Source organism: Effusibacillus sp. SKA8, assembly GCF_058273125.1.
The window spans coordinates 69,364-86,078 of sequence record NZ_JBZCSF010000006.1 but is presented as its reverse complement, the minus strand read 5'-3'; the positions used below and the strand labels follow the sequence as shown (position 1 = coordinate 86,078).

General features: G+C 54.6%; 10 protein-coding genes. 4 read left to right on the top strand and 6 right to left on the bottom strand.

The window, feature by feature from the left end; translation table 11 throughout:
* The first annotated feature begins 58 nt into the window (after positions 1-58).
* The 3 genes from AC4ED1_RS06870 (at position 59) to AC4ED1_RS06860 (ending at position 6,222) form a co-directional block, all read left to right on the top strand.
* Complete coding sequence (locus AC4ED1_RS06870) at positions 59-1,312, top strand: efflux RND transporter periplasmic adaptor subunit (protein ID WP_490937020.1); 1,254 nt, start codon at positions 59-61, stop codon at positions 1,310-1,312.
* The gene (locus AC4ED1_RS06865; protein ID WP_490937019.1) at positions 1,309-4,476 is read left to right on the top strand and encodes an efflux RND transporter permease subunit; all 3,168 of its coding nucleotides are present in this window, start codon (positions 1,309-1,311) and stop codon (positions 4,474-4,476) included. The genes AC4ED1_RS06870 and AC4ED1_RS06865 overlap by 4 nt, the downstream gene beginning before the upstream one ends.
* A gap of 207 nt (positions 4,477-4,683) precedes the next feature.
* Complete coding sequence (locus tag AC4ED1_RS06860) at positions 4,684-6,222, top strand: DHA2 family efflux MFS transporter permease subunit (protein WP_490937017.1); 1,539 nt, start codon at positions 4,684-4,686, stop codon at positions 6,220-6,222.
* A gap of 84 nt (positions 6,223-6,306) precedes the next feature.
* On the opposite strand, the gene AC4ED1_RS06855 is transcribed toward AC4ED1_RS06860, so the two are convergent.
* The 6 genes from AC4ED1_RS06855 to galU all read right to left on the bottom strand — a co-directional run bounded on the left by AC4ED1_RS06855 (position 6,307) and on the right by galU (position 15,245).
* Positions 6,307-7,005, bottom strand: coding sequence for a tetratricopeptide repeat protein (locus AC4ED1_RS06855; protein ID WP_490937015.1), 699 nt, complete (start codon positions 7,003-7,005; stop codon positions 6,307-6,309).
* 133 nt (positions 7,006-7,138) lie between these two features.
* Positions 7,139-8,362, bottom strand: coding sequence for an efflux RND transporter periplasmic adaptor subunit (locus AC4ED1_RS06850; protein ID WP_490937013.1), 1,224 nt, complete (start codon positions 8,360-8,362; stop codon positions 7,139-7,141).
* Positions 8,359-11,499 (bottom strand): efflux RND transporter permease subunit, encoded by a 3,141-nt coding sequence (locus AC4ED1_RS06845; RefSeq protein WP_490937012.1) that lies wholly within the window; start codon positions 11,497-11,499, stop codon positions 8,359-8,361. Before AC4ED1_RS06845 ends, AC4ED1_RS06850 begins: the two co-directional genes overlap by 4 nt.
* A gap of 283 nt (positions 11,500-11,782) precedes the next feature.
* A complete protein-coding gene (locus tag AC4ED1_RS06840) occupies positions 11,783-12,952 on the bottom strand; it encodes an ABC transporter permease (protein WP_490937010.1) in 1,170 nt (389 codons plus the stop codon).
* Positions 12,949-14,130, bottom strand: a complete 1,182-nt coding sequence (locus AC4ED1_RS06835; RefSeq protein WP_490937008.1) for an HlyD family secretion protein — start codon at positions 14,128-14,130, stop codon at positions 12,949-12,951. The genes AC4ED1_RS06840 and AC4ED1_RS06835 overlap by 4 nt, the downstream gene beginning before the upstream one ends.
* A 239-nt stretch (positions 14,131-14,369) precedes the next feature.
* Positions 14,370-15,245: a UTP--glucose-1-phosphate uridylyltransferase GalU gene (galU, locus tag AC4ED1_RS06830; protein WP_490937006.1), complete on the bottom strand. Its 876-nt coding sequence runs from the start codon at positions 15,243-15,245 to the stop codon at positions 14,370-14,372.
* A gap of 308 nt (positions 15,246-15,553) precedes the next feature.
* Here galU and AC4ED1_RS06825 point away from each other — a divergent pair, with 308 nt between their 5' ends.
* The gene (locus AC4ED1_RS06825) at positions 15,554-16,627 is read left to right on the top strand and encodes a stalk domain-containing protein (protein WP_490937004.1); all 1,074 of its coding nucleotides are present in this window, start codon (positions 15,554-15,556) and stop codon (positions 16,625-16,627) included.
* The last annotated feature ends 88 nt before the right edge of the window (positions 16,628-16,715 follow it).

Below are 16,715 nucleotides of genomic sequence, written 5' to 3'. Positions count from 1 at the left end.
ATTTTTGCGATTCTATCTGTGCTAGAATAATTTTACTAAAATTGATCCGGAGGAACTTATGAAGAGGCATATCGTTCGTGTGGCTCTTGCTTCAATTCTCGGCAGTGCGTGGTTGTTGGGCGGATGTTCTTCGTCCAAGCCCGCGGCGGCGCCGCAGGCGCGAACGGTCCCTGTGGAAACTGCCGTCGTTAAGACGGATGAGATCGGCGGAAACGTGCTTTTGACCGGACAGATCGTTTCCGGCCTGCAAACCAAAGTTGTTCCCAAGCAAAGCGGAAAGGTGGCAAAAGTGTTTGTTCACGTCGGCGATACGGTGACGGAAGGACAACCGCTCGCCCAACTGGACACCTCCGATTTGGAAATCCAATTGCGGCAGCAGCAAGCGGCGTTGCAAGTGGCAATGGCCCAATTGGAAAAGGCGAAGACGGACGCCAAGACCGGATACAGCCAGGCGGCTTCCGCATTGGAACAGGCGAAAGCCGCATTGGCGGACGCGCAGGCGAACTATGACCGGACCCAAAAATTGTTTGACGCGAACGCCGCGTCCCGGCAGCAATTGGATACCGCCGCGTTGAATTTGAAAAACGCCCAGGCGAAGTACGATGCGGCTCTGCAGCAATTCGAAGCGAGCAATGCGGGCGGCAATCCGCTCGATCAGGACCAGGTGAAAGTCGCCAGCGCGCAGGTCAACCAGGCCAGAGCCAACTTGGCGTTCATCCAGAACCAGTTGAACCAGGCGACGATTCCTTCACCGGTAGCGGGGGTAGTGGTATCGAGAGACGCGGAAGTCGGCGGATACGCCGGTCCGCAAACCCCGGTCGCCACGGTGGCCCAATTGAATCCGGTGAAAATCAACGTCAATGTACCGGAAACGCTGATCGAGACGGTCAAGCCCGGATTGCCCGTCAAGGTGACGGTGCAAGTCTTGGGCGGTAAGATTTTCGAAGCGGCCGTCACACGCGTAAGTTCGGTTGCCGACAACGGTTTGAAGGCGTACCCGGCCGAAATCGAGATCCAGAATCCGAACGGCGAATTAAAACCCGGTATGATTGCGCAAGTGCAGGTAAACGGGATCGCGCCGCGGCAGTCGGTCGTCATCCCTGCCGATTCCCTGGTGCAGACGCCCGACGGTCCGAAAGTGTTTACGGTTGAAAACAATGTGGCGCATCAGCATCTGCTGCGGCTTGGAACGGTGGAAACGAACCGGGTTGAGGTGCTGGAAGGGCTGAAAGCCGGGGATGTGCTGGTGATGGCGGGGCAGGAGTTGCTGGGGGAAGGCACGCCGGTTCGGCTGGTGGGTGGCAAACAATGAAAATCGCCAATTTTTCCATCCAGCGACCGGTCACGATTTCGATGGTCATGATCGTTTTGATTTTGCTTGGAATGATTTCCATTCCTCTGTTGCGGGTCGACCTGTACCCGAATCTTTCGATACCGGTGGCCGTCGTCAACACCACGTGGCAAGGCGCTTCGCCGGAAGAGATTGAGCGGCAAATCACCAAGCCGATCGAGGCGATCATGGCAACCGTCCCCAACGTGAAGCAGGTGGACTCCAACTCGCGGCAAAATTCCTCACAGGTGATTGTCCGTTTCAATTACGGCATCGATATGGACCAAGCGACTCTGGACATGCGCGACAAGCTGGACCGTGTCCGCCGCCAGTTGCCGGATGACGTAGACGCCCCGACCATCGTGAAAATTGACCCGAACAGTTCTCCCATCATGACGGTCGCCTTGTCGGGCAAATTGGACTCTGTGGAATTGAAGCGTCTCGCTTCCGACATTTTGGAACCGCGATTGTCCCGGATCGACGGCGTTGCGTCTGTTGTAGTCACGGGCGGGAAAAAAAGGGAAATTGACGTTGAGCTTGATCCGGCGAAAATGCAGGCGTACGGACTGTCGATCAACCAGGTGATGCAGGCGCTGCAGTCGGACAACTCATCCGCCGACGCCGGACAGATTCGCCAGGGAAACAAGGACTTGAGCCTGCACGTCAACGGAACTTTCGCTTCGGTCGACGAGATTGGAAACGTTTCGGTTCGTTTGGCAAACGGAAACACCGTTCGGCTGAAGGATATCGCCAAGGTGACGGACACATTTGCGAAAGTCACCCAGGAAGCGAGGGTCAATAAAGAGCAGAGTGTCAGCATCGACATTTTGAAAGTTTCCAACGCCAACACCGTTCAGGTGTCAAAGAATGTGCGAAAGACTCTGGAGCAGCTGCAAACGTTGCTGCCGAAAGCGGTTAAACTGACCGTGATTACGGACCAGGCCGATTTTATCCAGAAATCGATCAACACGGTGATTGAGCATACCGCGATTGGCGCCGTCCTGTCGATTGTCGTGCTGTATCTCTTTCTGAGAAGGGTGCGGACGACGCTCATTATCGGCGTCGTCATTCCGATCTCGATCATCAGCACCTTCTCTCTGATGTACTTCAGCAATCAAACGATCAATACGGTCACCCTGGGCGGTCTGGCGCTCGGACTCGGCTCTCTGGTCGATTTCGCGGTTGTTGTGATTGAAAGCATTTTCCGGTATCGCAATGAAGGGTACGATGCGAAAGAAGCCGCAAAACTGGGCACGGCCGAGGTGGGGACTGCCGTCATGGCTTCCGCTTTGTCGCAGATCGCCGTTTTTGCGCCGATCGCTTTTACGCAGGGATTGGCGACGCAACTGTTTGGACCGCTGGCGCTGACTGTCAGTTTTTCCCACGTGGCGGCGCTGTTTGGCGCGTTGACGCTGGTGCCGATGCTGGCATCCCGGCTGATGCCGAAAGTCGACGGGGACGAAGAACACGCGGCCGGAGGGCGTTTTAACCCGATGGCGGCTTTCCAGCGCGGGATCGCGCGATTGAATGGCGCTTACGGGCGACTGCTGAAATGGTCGCTTGGCCACCGCAAGACGGTTGTGACGGCGACGGTCCTGATGTTGGCCGGCAGCGTTGCGCTGGTGCCGCTCATTGGATTTGAGCTGACGCCAAACGTTGACCAAGGCCAGTTCCGGGTTTCGATCCAGATGGCTTCCGGCACCAACTTGGAAGCGACCAACCGGATTGCGTCCCGTGTCGAAGCGATCATCCAACAAATCCCGGAAGTTACAACCGTTTTCACACAGGTGGGAAGCGGCGGCAACCAGGGGCCTTTCGGCAATGCTTCGACGGATCGCGCCAACATTCAGGTCAACTTGAAACCGCTGGCCGAAAGGAAGAGATCCACCGATCAAGTGGTGGAAGAGGTCCGGCAAAAAGCGGCGAATATTGCGGGGGCCCGCATCATGGTAGCGGCCGCGTCCACGTCGTTTGGTCGCGGCGGGTCCCCGATTCAGGTCCAGATCACCGGGGACGACGTAAAAGTGCTGCAAAAACTCAGCAATCTGGTGGAAGACGCTGTCGCTTCCGTCCCCGGAACCCGCAATGTGCAGAGTTCGCTGGACCGGCAGGTTCCGCAATATGAACTGAAAATCGACAGGGAGCGCGCCGCCCGCTACGGTTTGTCCGTAGGGCAAATCGTGTCAGCGATCCGCAGTGCCTATCAAGGCTCGGTCGCGACACAGTTGCATTCGGCGGACAGTTCAATCGATGTCATTGTGAAATATCCGGAAGCTTTCAGCAGTCAACTGGAAAATCTGGCGCGTCTGACGATCGCGACGGCGAACGAAGGACAAGTGGCGTTGACAGACGTGGCGACTCTTGTCCCGGGTGTCAAGCCGGCACAGATCAGCCGGACCAACCAGACCCGGCAGGTGACCGTTTCCAGCGATCTTTTCAACGCCAACCAGGGGATCGTGCAGCAGCAGGTTTCCGCGAAGCTGGCCGAACTGCCGGTTCCTGACGGATACACGGTCGCCCTGGGCGGACAAACCAACGATCTGAACGAGTCGTTTAAAAGTCTGGGGCTTGCCATGCCGCTGGCGATCGTCCTCGTGTACATTGTGATGGCCAGCCAGTTTGAATCTTTGTTCAGTCCTTTTATCATCATGTTTTCGCTGCCGCCGACGTTTATCGGAGCTGCGCTCGGTCTGGCGGCCACCCACCGTTCCCTCAGCATCAACGCTTTGACGGGTATGATCATGTTGATCGGGATTGTCGTGAACAACGCGATTGTGCTTGTCGATTATATCAACCAGTTGCGGAAGCGGGGGATCGAACGCAACGCGGCGATTGAACAAGCCGGCCCCGTCCGTTTGCGTCCGATCCTGATGACTACCGGCACGACGGTGCTGGCGATGCTGCCGCTTGTGATCGGACTGGGAGAAGGAGCGGAAGCCCAGGCGCCGATGGCGACGGTTGTGGCGTTCGGTCTTACCTTCTCCACGTTGGTCACATTGGTTTTGGTGCCGGTGATGTACTCGCTGTTTGACGATTTTGGACAATGGATGTCCCGGAAATTTGGCGCAACATTCAAACGGAAAAACCCCGAACGGAAAAAACGGGTCGAAACGCTGGCCCATCAACCGTTGCCAGTAGAAAAATAGCTCTTCAGACAGCCTGCCTTTAGGCCGCATCCGACCGGGGCAGGTTTTTTCGCCTCCCGGTCAAAACCTTCATCGACGACCGGCAGGGCGAGCCGTTGTCGCCGGGGATGAGCGCCGTCATAAAACAAGACCTATGCTTATAAAGTCACAAATGATAAGATAGAGTTGACGGAGATTCAGGGTTCGCGTCAACTAGGGGGAGTTTATGTGCGGCAGCGGACCGGGCTTTCGATGCTTGTGTTGATCATCGGTGTCTTCATGTCCGTTTTGGATACGACGATCGTGAACGTGGCGATCCCCAAAATGATGGCCGTTTTTGGCGTCACCACTTCGCAAATTCAGTGGGTGATGACGGCTTACACGCTGGTTGTCGGCGCGCTGGTGCCCGTGACTGGTTATTTGGGCGATCGATACGGATACAAAAGAATTTTTCTGTACGCCCTGGCGGTTTTCACCGTCGGTTCGGGGCTGTGCGGGATGGCCTGGAGCAACGAATCGATGATTGTCTTCCGGATTATACAGGCGGTTGGCGGCGGCGCTCTCATGCCCGTCAGCATGGCGATGGCGTTTCGCATGTTTCCGCCCGAACGCCGCGGAGTTGCGATGGGGATTTTCGGAATCGCCATTATGTTTGCGCCTGCCACCGGACCGACGCTGAGCGGCTATTTCACCGAATATTTGAACTGGCGCCTGATTTTTTATATCAATGTGCCGATCGGAATCCTGGATTTTTTGCTGGCGTTGTTGATTTTGGAAGAAATGGAGCACGTCGCGAAACAGAAGTTTGATGTTTGGGGATTCGTCACGTCGTCGATCGGGTTTGCCACATTGCTGTACGGGCTCGGAATCGTGCCCGACAAAGGGTGGTCGGATCCGGAAGTGGTTTTCTATCTCATCATAGCGGCTGTCAGTTTGCTAGCTTTCGTTCTGATCGAATGGAACACGGAAGAGCCGATGCTCGATTTAAAGCTGCTGAAAAATGCGGTGTTTTCGTTGTCTTTGGTAGTCTCGAGCATTGCCATGATCATTTTGTTCGGAAGCATCTTCCTGTTTCCCATTTTCTTTCAGAACATCTCGGGGCTGTCGGCTGTCCAGACCGGGCTGCTGCTGCTTCCGCAAGCGCTTGTAACCGGCGTTATGATGCCGATTTCGGGAGCTTTGTTCGACAAAATTGGGGCCAGATGGCTGGCGGTTGCGGGGCTCACGGTCACCGCCTTATCCCAATATCTGACGCATTATCTTGACGTGAACACGCCGTTTGCGACGATCATCGTTTGGATGATGATCCGCGGTTTCGGAGTGGGGATGGTGATGATGCCGGTTACCACGGCGGGAATGAACACCGTGCCGAAAAATAAAGAAGGGCAGGGTTCCGCGATTACGAATACGGTCCGGCAGGTCAGCGCCGCGTTTGGAATCGCCTGGTTGACGCTGCTGCTGACGGAGCGGATCACCTTTCACACCGCGATCGGAACCGAACAGATCAGCATTGCATCGCAACCGGCAGCGGAAGCGCTCACACAATTGACAAACGCGATATGGGCCGCCGGGTACGCAGGCGGGGAGGCCAATACGTTAAGCCTGCTTGCGATTTGGAGCCAATTGCAGAAGGTGGCCACGGTGCGTGCGATTGATGATGTGTTCTGGGTCACCGCCTGGCTTTCGCTGGTGGGAGCGGTTCTGGCGTTTTTCCTGAAGGATGTGAAACCGTCGGGCGGCAAGAGAGCGATGATGATGGGAGAGTAACCCGTGTCGAAATTTCCGTTTCGACAATTAACGGGAAAATGGTTGACGATTTGACAGGAAGGCTCCGCCGGAAGCATGTAAAGGTCAGACCTTGTCTGCGGACGCGTTTTTTGCGAAAGTGACAAGGTCGGAGTATTTGTCGGGGTATTGCTTTTTAAAACCGTCGAACACCGGATCGGCATCGATGTCCTTGTAAGAGTCCGGATTTAGCTGCAGTGCTTTTTTCAAATAAGGGTATACGGAGAGCAATTCGTTATTTTCAGCGGAAAAACGCGCCAGATCGAACAAACATTGATAAGAGTTTGGATTGTGTTGTAGAGCAAGATCAAAATATTCTTTGGCCAATATGGGATCTTTCTTATGTTTCCAATAGGCGTAAGCGAGTGCAGTGAAGCCGTTATAGATGTTTGGATATGTGTGAACAGCTTGTTCATATAATTTGATTGCTGCATCGATATTTTTTTCATTAAATTCCATATTGTAACCAACAAGAAGCTTTTGCATCGCTTCTTGCATTTTTAAATTCTCTTCGTGTATTTCAACCATTAATTCCGAAAACTTTTTTTGCAGTTTTTCCTCAACGATTTTTTCGGCTAAGTGTGTATTGTAATATCCGTAGACCGCAAAGCCGATTCCGGAAATGGCAGCCGCCAACCCGCACACACCCAATAAAAAAGCAACGGGATCCCAATTTGATTCCGGAAGCTTACCCGTACTGCCGAGTACGGCATAAACCAAAACGCTTACTCCAAACACAATAATAAAGCCAGCGATCTTTTTCACGAATATCGCCTCTTTTTAAAAACGAATCTATGATATCTGATTATAACATATGATACTTTCCCCCGATTGGCAAAGATAAAAAAGGTTCCTTGGCATTTCAAGGAACCGTCGGATGTCTTACGTCATTTTTTCGTTATTTGTCTACAATCCGCACTTTTGCGCCCTCTTTCAACATCGTTTGGCCTCTGACGATCAGCCGGTCGCCGGGTTTGACATCGCCGCTGATCAACGAATCGGCACTCGTCTGTTCCTCGACCGTCACTTCACGTCTGACCGCTTTGTCGCCGTCGACGATATAGACGTACGTTTTGCCGTCGATGGTCAGAATGGAATCGGTCGGGACTTTGAGTCCCTTTTTCGAGTTGTCTGAGCGGGTCACGGTGATCTTGGCGACCATGCCCGGTTTGATCTTGGCATCCGCGTTGTCAATCGTGATGACAACCGGATACCCTTTGCTCGGCGTGTTGTTAAGCGGGCTGACCGACTCCACCTTGCCCGCGGTCTTCACTTGCAGGGATGCAAACCCGATGTCAATCGGGTTCCCTGTCTGAAAATAGGGGAGGGAGGATTCGGGAACTTCCAGCTTCACTTTCATCCGTGTTTGGTCGACCAATGTGATCACCGGAGCGGTCGGTCCCGCCATCTGTCCAACCTCGGTGGCGATCGAAGCGATTTGGCCCGCTTGCGGCGCACGGACTGTCGCGTTTGCCAGATTCGACAGCGCGATGTCATACCCGACTTGCGCTTGGTTCACCGCTTGCTCTGCCACTTTGACGGCTTCCGTTCGCGTGCTGCTGTCGCGGGCTGCCACCGCGTTGTTGTAGGCAACTTCGGCATTGACAAGCGCCGTTTGGGCCTGTTCCAATTGCAGTTTTGAGGCTGCACCCGCCTGAAACAGCGCCTCGATTCTCTGCAGATTGTTTTTGGCGTCATCCAGCGCCTGTTTGGCTTGGATCACCGCGTTGTCTGCCTGAATCGATCCGGATTGCTGCGTGGCCCGCACTTGCGCGAGATTCGCTTTCGCCGAGTTGAGAGAGGCCTCCGCCTGCCGCAGGGCGTTTCGCAGATCGGTGTCCTCCAGTTGCAACAGCACGTCGTTTTGTTTGACGAAACTTCCGACTTTGACCGGAATCGCGACTACTCTGCCGCTTGCTTTCGGGGCAATCTGAACGACCACGTTCGCTTCCGCCGTTCCCGTGAAAGTCAGTGATTGTTCAACCGTTCCTTCCGTCACGGTTTGCACCATAACCGGAAGCGTTTTGTCCTGGGCACCGGTTTGTTTCGATTTATCGGAGCACCCGGCGATCAGCGACAGGCTGGCCGCCAGTGCGAGGATACTGGCTGAAATTCTCTTCATAACGCTCTCCCTTCCAAAGTCGCGCCACGGTTTTTGTGAGCCATTCGCCGCGCTTTGAACTTCTGGATCCAATCATCGAACAGCGTATAGACGACAGGGACCAGCACCAGCGTAATCAGGGTCGAGAAGGTCAACCCGAACGCCACCACAACGGCCATCGGAGCCGATCCTTCGTTCCCTTCGCCGCCGGCAAAGGCCATGGGAATGATGGCCAGGACGGTGGTCAGAGTGGTCATCAAAATCGGACGCAACCGCACGGGACCGGCCTTGAGCACCGCTTCGTCACGCCCGATGCCTTGTCTGCGCAGCGTATTGACGTAGTCGATCAACACGATGGCGTTGTTGACCACGATACCGACGAGCAGGATCGCCCCGATCAGAGCGGGTACGCTCAATGGATATCCCGTGACCAAAAGCCCTACGACGACGCCGATAAACGTCGGCGGGACGGAGAACATAATCACGAACGGATGGAACAGGGATTCGAACTGGCTGGCCATGACCATGTAGACCAGAACGATCGCCAGGATGATGGCGAGGCCCAGGCTGCCGAACGCATCCGCCATTTCCTTCGTTTGCCCGCCGATTTCGATGAAGTAACCGTCGGGCAGCGCAAGATCGGCCAGGCGTGCTTTGATGTCATTGCTGACGGAAGCGAGGTCGCGGCCGGAAATGTCGCCTGTAATGCTGACTTCCCGCGTTTGGTTGATGCGGTTGATTTTTTCCGGCACGTCCACTTTTTGAATCTTGGCAAGCATCGATACCGGAATCTGGCTGCCGGTGGGCGTCGTGACGAGCAGTTCGTTGAGATTCGCCTTTTCGTTGCGGGTTTCTCTCGGGTACATGACTTTGATGTCAATCTCGTCGTCACCCGTCCGGTATTGGGTTGTCGCTTGTCCGTCAAAAGCGGTTCGAATCGCGGACAGGATTTGTCCGGTGGCGATTCCGTATTTTGCCGCCGATTGTTTGTCGACGAGAATCTGGTACTCCTGCTGCGTCGCCTGGATGGAAGTCGCCAAATTGCGGGTGCCGGCGACTTGTTTTGCTTCAGCCAGCACGATCTCGCTGATGTCTTTCAGAACTTTTTCGTCATCGCCCCGGATGCTGATCTCCAACGGAGCTTGCATCGGACCACCCGAGTTGTCGACCGTTTTGACGGTAAATTTCGCTCCCGGAATGTCAGCGACTTGTTTGTTCAGTTCTTCCACAATCTGGTCGGTGGAACGTTTGCGTTGATCCTTGGGCACCAGTTTGACCTGCACCGTTGCCAGGTGGGTCATCGTTTGCTGCGCGATGGTCGGCGTGTTGTTGCTGCCGATGGTCGTATATATGACCGATTTCTCGGGAATCGCAAGCGCAAGCTGCTCGACGCGCCGCGCCATTTTTTCGGTCTCCTCCAACTTGGTGCCATGCGGCATTTCAATGTCCACCGCCAGTTCTCCCTGGTCCATTTTCGGGATGAATTCCGCCCCGACCAGCGGGGTGGCGGCGACGGAAGCGGCAAACAGGCCGACGGTGACCCATATGACTGTTTTGCGGTGGCCAAGTGCCCAGCGGATCAGCCGGCCATAGCCCTGGGACACCCGGTGGAAGAACTTGGCGAACAGCACGAACGGATTTTTGGATCGGGACTCCAGCAGTTTGATTTCTTCTTCCGGCGTCGGCACCTTTTTCAAAATCTTCGAGGACATCATCGGCACCAGGGTGACAGCCGCAAACAGGGCGGCGATATGGGAATAGACCACCGTCAGCGCCAACGGGCCGAACAATTGCGACGCCAGCCCTTCCACGAACACGATCGGCACAAACACCGCGATCTGGGCCAAAGCGGAAGCCATGACGGCGGTGCCGACTTCTTTCGTCCCGATAATCGAAGCGAGTTTGATGTCGTGGCCTTCCTGTTTTTTGCGATAGATGCTTTCGAGAACGACGACGGCGAAGTCGACAAGCGACCCCAGCCCCAGCGTCAAGCCGCCAAGCGTCAGCAGGTTAATCGTTTCACCCGTGAAATACATGAGGCTGAAGGTGGCGATGACAGAGATCGGAATGACGATCGCAATCACCAGCACCGAACGTGCGCTGTTCAGGAACAGCATCAGGATAAACACCGCCAGAATACCGCCGGCGATCAAGTGTTTGGTCACCGTATTGATCGAATCCTTCACAAATTTTGACGTGTCGAGAACGGTGTGGAGTTCGACGTTTTTCGGAAGCAGTTCTTTGATGGACGCCAGTTCTTTGGAGACCGCGTCCGCCACCTGCACCGCGTTGGAACCGGTCGCTTTGCTGATGCCGATTCCGATGCTGGGTTTTTCGTTCACATAGGTTTTTTGGCTGACCTCTTTGTAATCGTCTTCGACTGCCGCCAGTTCCCTGAGGGGGACGGTTCCTCCGCTTGGCAAACGAACCGGCGTGTCCCCGATTTGAGCGGGAGTCTGATATTCTCCCTTGACCTGCATGCGGATGGTTTGGCTTCCTTCGTAGACCAACCCGGCGGAACCGGAAATGTTCTCGGAGCGAAGCGCCTGCTGGATCTGGTCGATCGTCAATCCGTACGCGTTGAGTCTGTTCGGATCCAGAATCACATGGATTTCCCGCTCCTTGCCGCCGGTAACGGAGACGGCGGCCACGCCTTCGACCCGTTCCAACCGGGGCTTGATCACGTCATCCGCCAAAGATTTCAATTTTACGATATCCTGGTCCCCCGACAGCGACATGGTGATGACGGGCATCGCGTTGGGATCCAATCGAATGACGCGGGGGGAGTTGGCGCCGTCGGGCAAACGCCCTTTGATCAGGTCAACTTTTTCCCGCATGTTCAGGGTGGCCTGATCCATGTTGGTTCCCCAGTTGAATTGCACGATCACCTGGGAAGCTTCGGGGATGGAAACAGACCGGATCTCCTTGATGTTGCTGACCGTGCCGAGCGCTTCTTCCAACGGTTTGGTCACCATTTTCTCCACTTCAGCCGGCGTGGCGCCCGGATAACTTGTAGCCACCACGGCAACGGGCAGGTTCAGTTCCGGGTACAAATCGACGCTCAGCTTCGGGAGAGACACGATTCCGAAGATGACGATCGCAATCATGACCATCGCGATCGTGACCGGCCGTTTTACCGAAAAATCAGCTATTTTCACGAGTATGTCCTCTCCTATCGTTGCTCACGCGCGTTGTCGATGATCGTTGCCAGTTTCTCGTAGATTTTGACCAGTTGTTCCAACTCTTCTTCCAAGCTTTACCTGCAGAGCATACGCCAGTTCCGTCACCGTCGCCTGATGGCGCCGTGTCAACTGGCGCAGCACAAAGAACTGGGCGGGTGTCAGGTTGAGTTCCGACAAAATATTTCACATATTTAAATTTAGTATATATGAAAATACAATCGCAATGAAAAAAATAGAAAGTCACCCGGTCCGGGTGACTTTAGAGCCGTGATGCAGCTTTTGACGTGTGTGATGCCGCAAGCTTCCGGCCTTGCAGGAAAATCGATGCTGCGGCAAGGATCCATGTTCCTGCGGCCATCATCAACAATACCGCAATATCACCGGCAATCTGGTTCCAACCGTTTCCTTTGACGGCAATTTCCCGGATCCCGTGCAGGAAGTAGGTCAGGGGCAGGACATGGCCAAGAGCGGCGACCCACCCAGGCATCGCTGCAAAAGGCCACGTGAATCCGGACAGCAGGAAGGAAGGAACCGCTATCAACATGGTAACCTGCGTGGCCTGCAGCCGATCGGCGGAGAAGAGGGAGGCGAAGAATCCAATCCCCAGCAGACTGGCCACAAAGACGACCGATACAAGCAGCAGCAGCCAAAACGATCCGATAAACGGCACATGGAAAATGTTTTTCAGCAAGGCGGAAGTCAGAACCGCATTGAACACCCCGATCAGAAAATAGGGAACCGATTTCCCGTAAATCACCTTCCAGGGCTTTTTCCAGTGCAGCAGGAAATCCGCCCACGTTCCCTGTTCTTTTTCCCTGGTGACACACAGCGCGATACCGAGAAACATCACTTGTTGCACAACGGCGCCAAGCAGCCCCAACAGCAGGAAAGTGCTGTAATCGAGTCCCGGATTGTACAGGATGCGATATCCGTACCGGATACTGAAGGCGTTGGCCGGAGCCAACCCTCTGGCTTCCAGGCGTTTTACCGAGATGCCGCCGGAAAAGGCTTGCACAATGTCGCCGGCGCTTCGTAGCCCGGCGTTGGCGACAATCATGTTGCTGCCGTCGATGATCGTCATCACTTCCGCTTCTTTGCCCTGCTTGATCGCTTTGGACAAGCCTGTCGGTAGGACCAGACCGATGTGCGCCTGGCCGGTTTCGATTTTTTCAAGCAGGGCCTGTTCGGAATCGGTCTCCTCGACGATGCGGAAGGTTTCCGACTGCTCGAACGCCTGAATGATGGCCCGGCTTAATTGGCTGCGGTCTTCATCGATCACAACGGTCGGCATTTCCCGCACTTTGTTTTGGCTGTACAAGGAGCCGAACAAAAGCATGTATCCCACGGGAACAAGCAACAGAATCGCGAGAATCCGTTTGTCCTTAAGGATGGCCTTCCATTCGTTCAGGATGATGTCGGCGGTTGTCATTTCGGTGTCGCCCCTTGCCATTCAACGGTCATGCCCTTGAAGATTCTGTCCAGTTTGGCGGTGAGTTTCACTTTTATCTGGAAGGACCGGATGTCCCGGTCGTTCAAGTGGTTGGTCGCTTTTTTTACGGCAAATTCGGGCGCCTGGTTGATGGACAGGATTTGCCCCGCCGCCTGTTCTTTCATTGCCGGAATGTACAGATTCAATGTCTGCCCGACTTTCAGATCCGCCACACGGGTTTCCGGTACGTAAATCGATACCCATTTATCGTTGGGATCCGCAACCGTTACTGCGGTAAAACCTTTGCTTACCATTTCGTTCGGTTCCACGTTGCGGTGAACGACGATCCCGTCGACCGGCGAGACCAGCCGGGTGTAGGAAAGGTAGGTTTCCGCTTCCTCCAAAGCCGCTCTGGCTTGCGACAATTGCGCTTCGGCAAGTTTTACGTCCGCTTGCGACAAGTGGACTTTTCCCGTTCCGTTCAGGGCTTCGTTGAGGACCGCCCGCGCTTGTTCGACCTGCGATTTGGCGGCGTTGAGCTCTTCTTGGCGGGCTCCTTGTTTCGCCATTTCCAATTGTTTTTGCGCGGCGGTCAGTTCCGCTTTTGCCTTGTCGTATTGGACTTGCGCCTCGTCTCTTTTGGTTTGCGGAACCGCTCCGGCGTTGTAGAGGGCATTCATCTTGTTGAGCATGTCTTCCGCGGAGTTGCAGGCGGATTGGGCGGCTATCACCCTGGCTTCAAGCTGGGCGACTTCCTCCGGTCTTGCGCCGTTGCGCAAAGCGTCAAATTTGGCCTGGGCGGCGCCCAGCGCCGCTTGTGCCTGCGCGACTTTCGCCTGTGTATCGCGGTCTGTCAATCCCACGCCTTGCATCGCTTTGTTCAGGTTGGCTTCCGCCAGGCTGACGGCCGCCTGAGCCTGATGGACTTTCGCTTCCCATTCCCCTTTTTCAAGCTGGCCGATCAGATCCCCTTTTTTGACATATTGTCCCTCTTGTACCGGCAGTTCGGCGACGCGTCCGTCGATTTTGAAGCTCAAGTCGTACTCCGTTTGCTCCACCAGCCCGCTGTAGGCGGTGTCTGCCGGATGATTGGCTTTCGCCGGCCCAAACGCAAACAGAAGAACGAGTCCGATCGCCGCCGCGCCGCCGGCACCGATCCACCATCTTTTTCGGGTCATACTGAACTCTCCTCTCGGTGTGTCCCGATTCTCTTTTCCACAATCCGGGTGATTTTTATGAATTGACTGGTCAGTTCAAATTTGTACTGACTAGTACAAAATTATACTGATGAGTACACAAAAAGCAACTCTTCCCCCACAATGGCGAGACACAATGGCAAGAAAAAAAGAAAAAGCCTTTCTTGCACGGAACCTTTCACGGTCCGCCAAGAAAAGGCCGGTGTGACGGGAGGATCGGATTACAGGTTCAGATACTCTTCACACAGGTTGCGCAGGTATGCTGCGAGTTGGTTTTTCATTTCTGCCCGTTCAAAAGCGAATTCGATGTTGGCTTTGAGGTAGCCGAGCTTATCCCCGATGTCATAGCGCTTCCCGTCAATCTCGCAGGCAAACACGCCGCGGCATTTGCAGAGCGCATCAACCGCGTCGGTCAGTTGGATTTCGCCGCCGACCCCCGGTTCGGTTGCCTCGAGATAAGCAAACACCTCCGGCTCCAGAATGTAGCGTCCAATGATCGCCAACCGCGACGGCGGATTGGAGGCCGGTTTTTCGACCACGTGATCGACCCGGTACTGCCGGTCGCCGATCGCCTCCGATTGAATGATTCCGTAACGGTGCGTTTCCTCCGGCGGCACTTGCTGCACGCCCAGCACGCTGCCCCGGCGCCGATTGTAGACTTCGATCAATTGCTGCAAGGCCGGAATCCGGCTGCTGACGATGTCGTCTCCCAGCATGACGGCAAAGGGCTCGTCGCCGATGAAATTTTTGGCGCAGAGCACGGCGTGTCCGAGGCCAAGCGCTTCTTTCTGCCGGATGTAATGGATGTTTGCCATGTTGGAGATTTGGCGCGTTTGTTCCAATAAACTTTGCTGGTTTTTGCTTTCCAGCAGCAGTTCCAGCTCGACGGACCGGTCGAAGTGGTCTTCGATCGCCCGTTTGTTACGGCCGGTAATGATCAGGATATCTTCGATGCCGGAAGCGACCGCTTCTTCAATAATATATTGGATCGTCGGTTTGTCAACGATTGGAAGCATTTCTTTCGGTTGGGCTTTGGTGGCCGGCAGAAACCGCGTGCCGAGACCGGCCGCCGGAATGACCGCTTTGCGAATTGCCATCGGAAGGACTCCTTTTCCAAGCTTACACTATATTATTGTGTCTTTATTTTACAATAAGAAAATGGCCTTCACAAATTGAAAAATCGCCGCACAGCCGCCCGTTCAATCTGTTTTCGGGCATTGTATTCGAAGGCCTGCACGTTTTTATGGGTATGACCTTGACAAGTAAAATCGCTTAAAAAAGAGACTTAAGCCCCATGAAACGGGCCTGCGCAAAGGGATATAGTATCGGTACGGACGAATTCGCGGTGTGAAACAACCGCGGCATGCGACAAATCCGATAAAGGCTTATAAAGGAGTGAAGGTGAATGAAAAAGGTATTGACCTGGATCATGGCTCTGTTGATCGGAGTGGCGGTGCCGACGGGACCAGCGGCGAACGCGGAGGAAAAATCGTCTTCGAAAAGCGCCGGCGCAAGCACAACAACGACCTCTTCCGATGCAACGACAACTTCGATGGACACGACAACGGCACCGGCCGATACTACGGCGGCTCCGACGACCAATTCTCCTACCGTTTCTAACGGAACCAACAGTCAGAATGAGACTGGGGACACAGATGACGGAGACAAGGAGACGGATGAGGATCAGAAACAAGACGACACGAGCAAAACGGATAAAGGCAACGGAAAAGGGAAGAAGCTGGGACACGAAAAGAAAGAGCAGAAGCGCGAAAAGATGCACAAAGGGATTGAGAAAGCTCTCAAGAGCTTGTTGAAGGCGCGTAACGACGGCAACGGAGAAGCGAGCAACGAAGCGCTGGACGCGGTGATCGAGAAGCTGAAAGCGATGTTGAAACAGGACGGAACGGCGTCAACCGATGAAGAAGCGGAACAAGCGTTGGAGGAAAAGCTGGAAAGCGACGTCCAACAAGACACCGCAACGGAGCAGCAAGTCGAGATTCTGGTGACGCTGAAAGTCAAAGGCAAAAAGGTGGACGAAGCGAAAAGCGACGTGGAAGCGGCGCTTGCCAAAAAGCCTGACTCTGACAAACTGTACGATCTGTTGAGCAAGATTTACAAGGAAAAAGGCGATACGCAAAAAGTGAAAGTGTACGTGAAAGGGAAAAGGCCGGAATTTGACGTGGAACCGTATATCAAAGACGGACGGACGATGATCCCGGTCAGCGCGATCGCAAAAGCGCTTGGCGCGGAAGTGACCTGGAGCGGGGAAACGCAGACCGCCGTCATCAAAAAAGACGGCAAAACGATCGAAATTCCGATCGGAAGCCAAACGATTAAGGTGAACGGCGAATCGAAAACCGTCGACAAAGCGGCTGAAATTACGCAATCCCGCACGATGGTTCCGGTGAAATTCGTTTCCGAATTCCTGGGGCATCTTGTGAAATATGACGAGCAATCCGGCATGGTCATCGTGAAGTAATCGAGAGTCCGACAATCAGGAAAAACAGCCTGCCGCCGTTGGGGGGAGCACTTTCGGCCCTGCAAATCCCCTTGCCGGCGACAGGCTT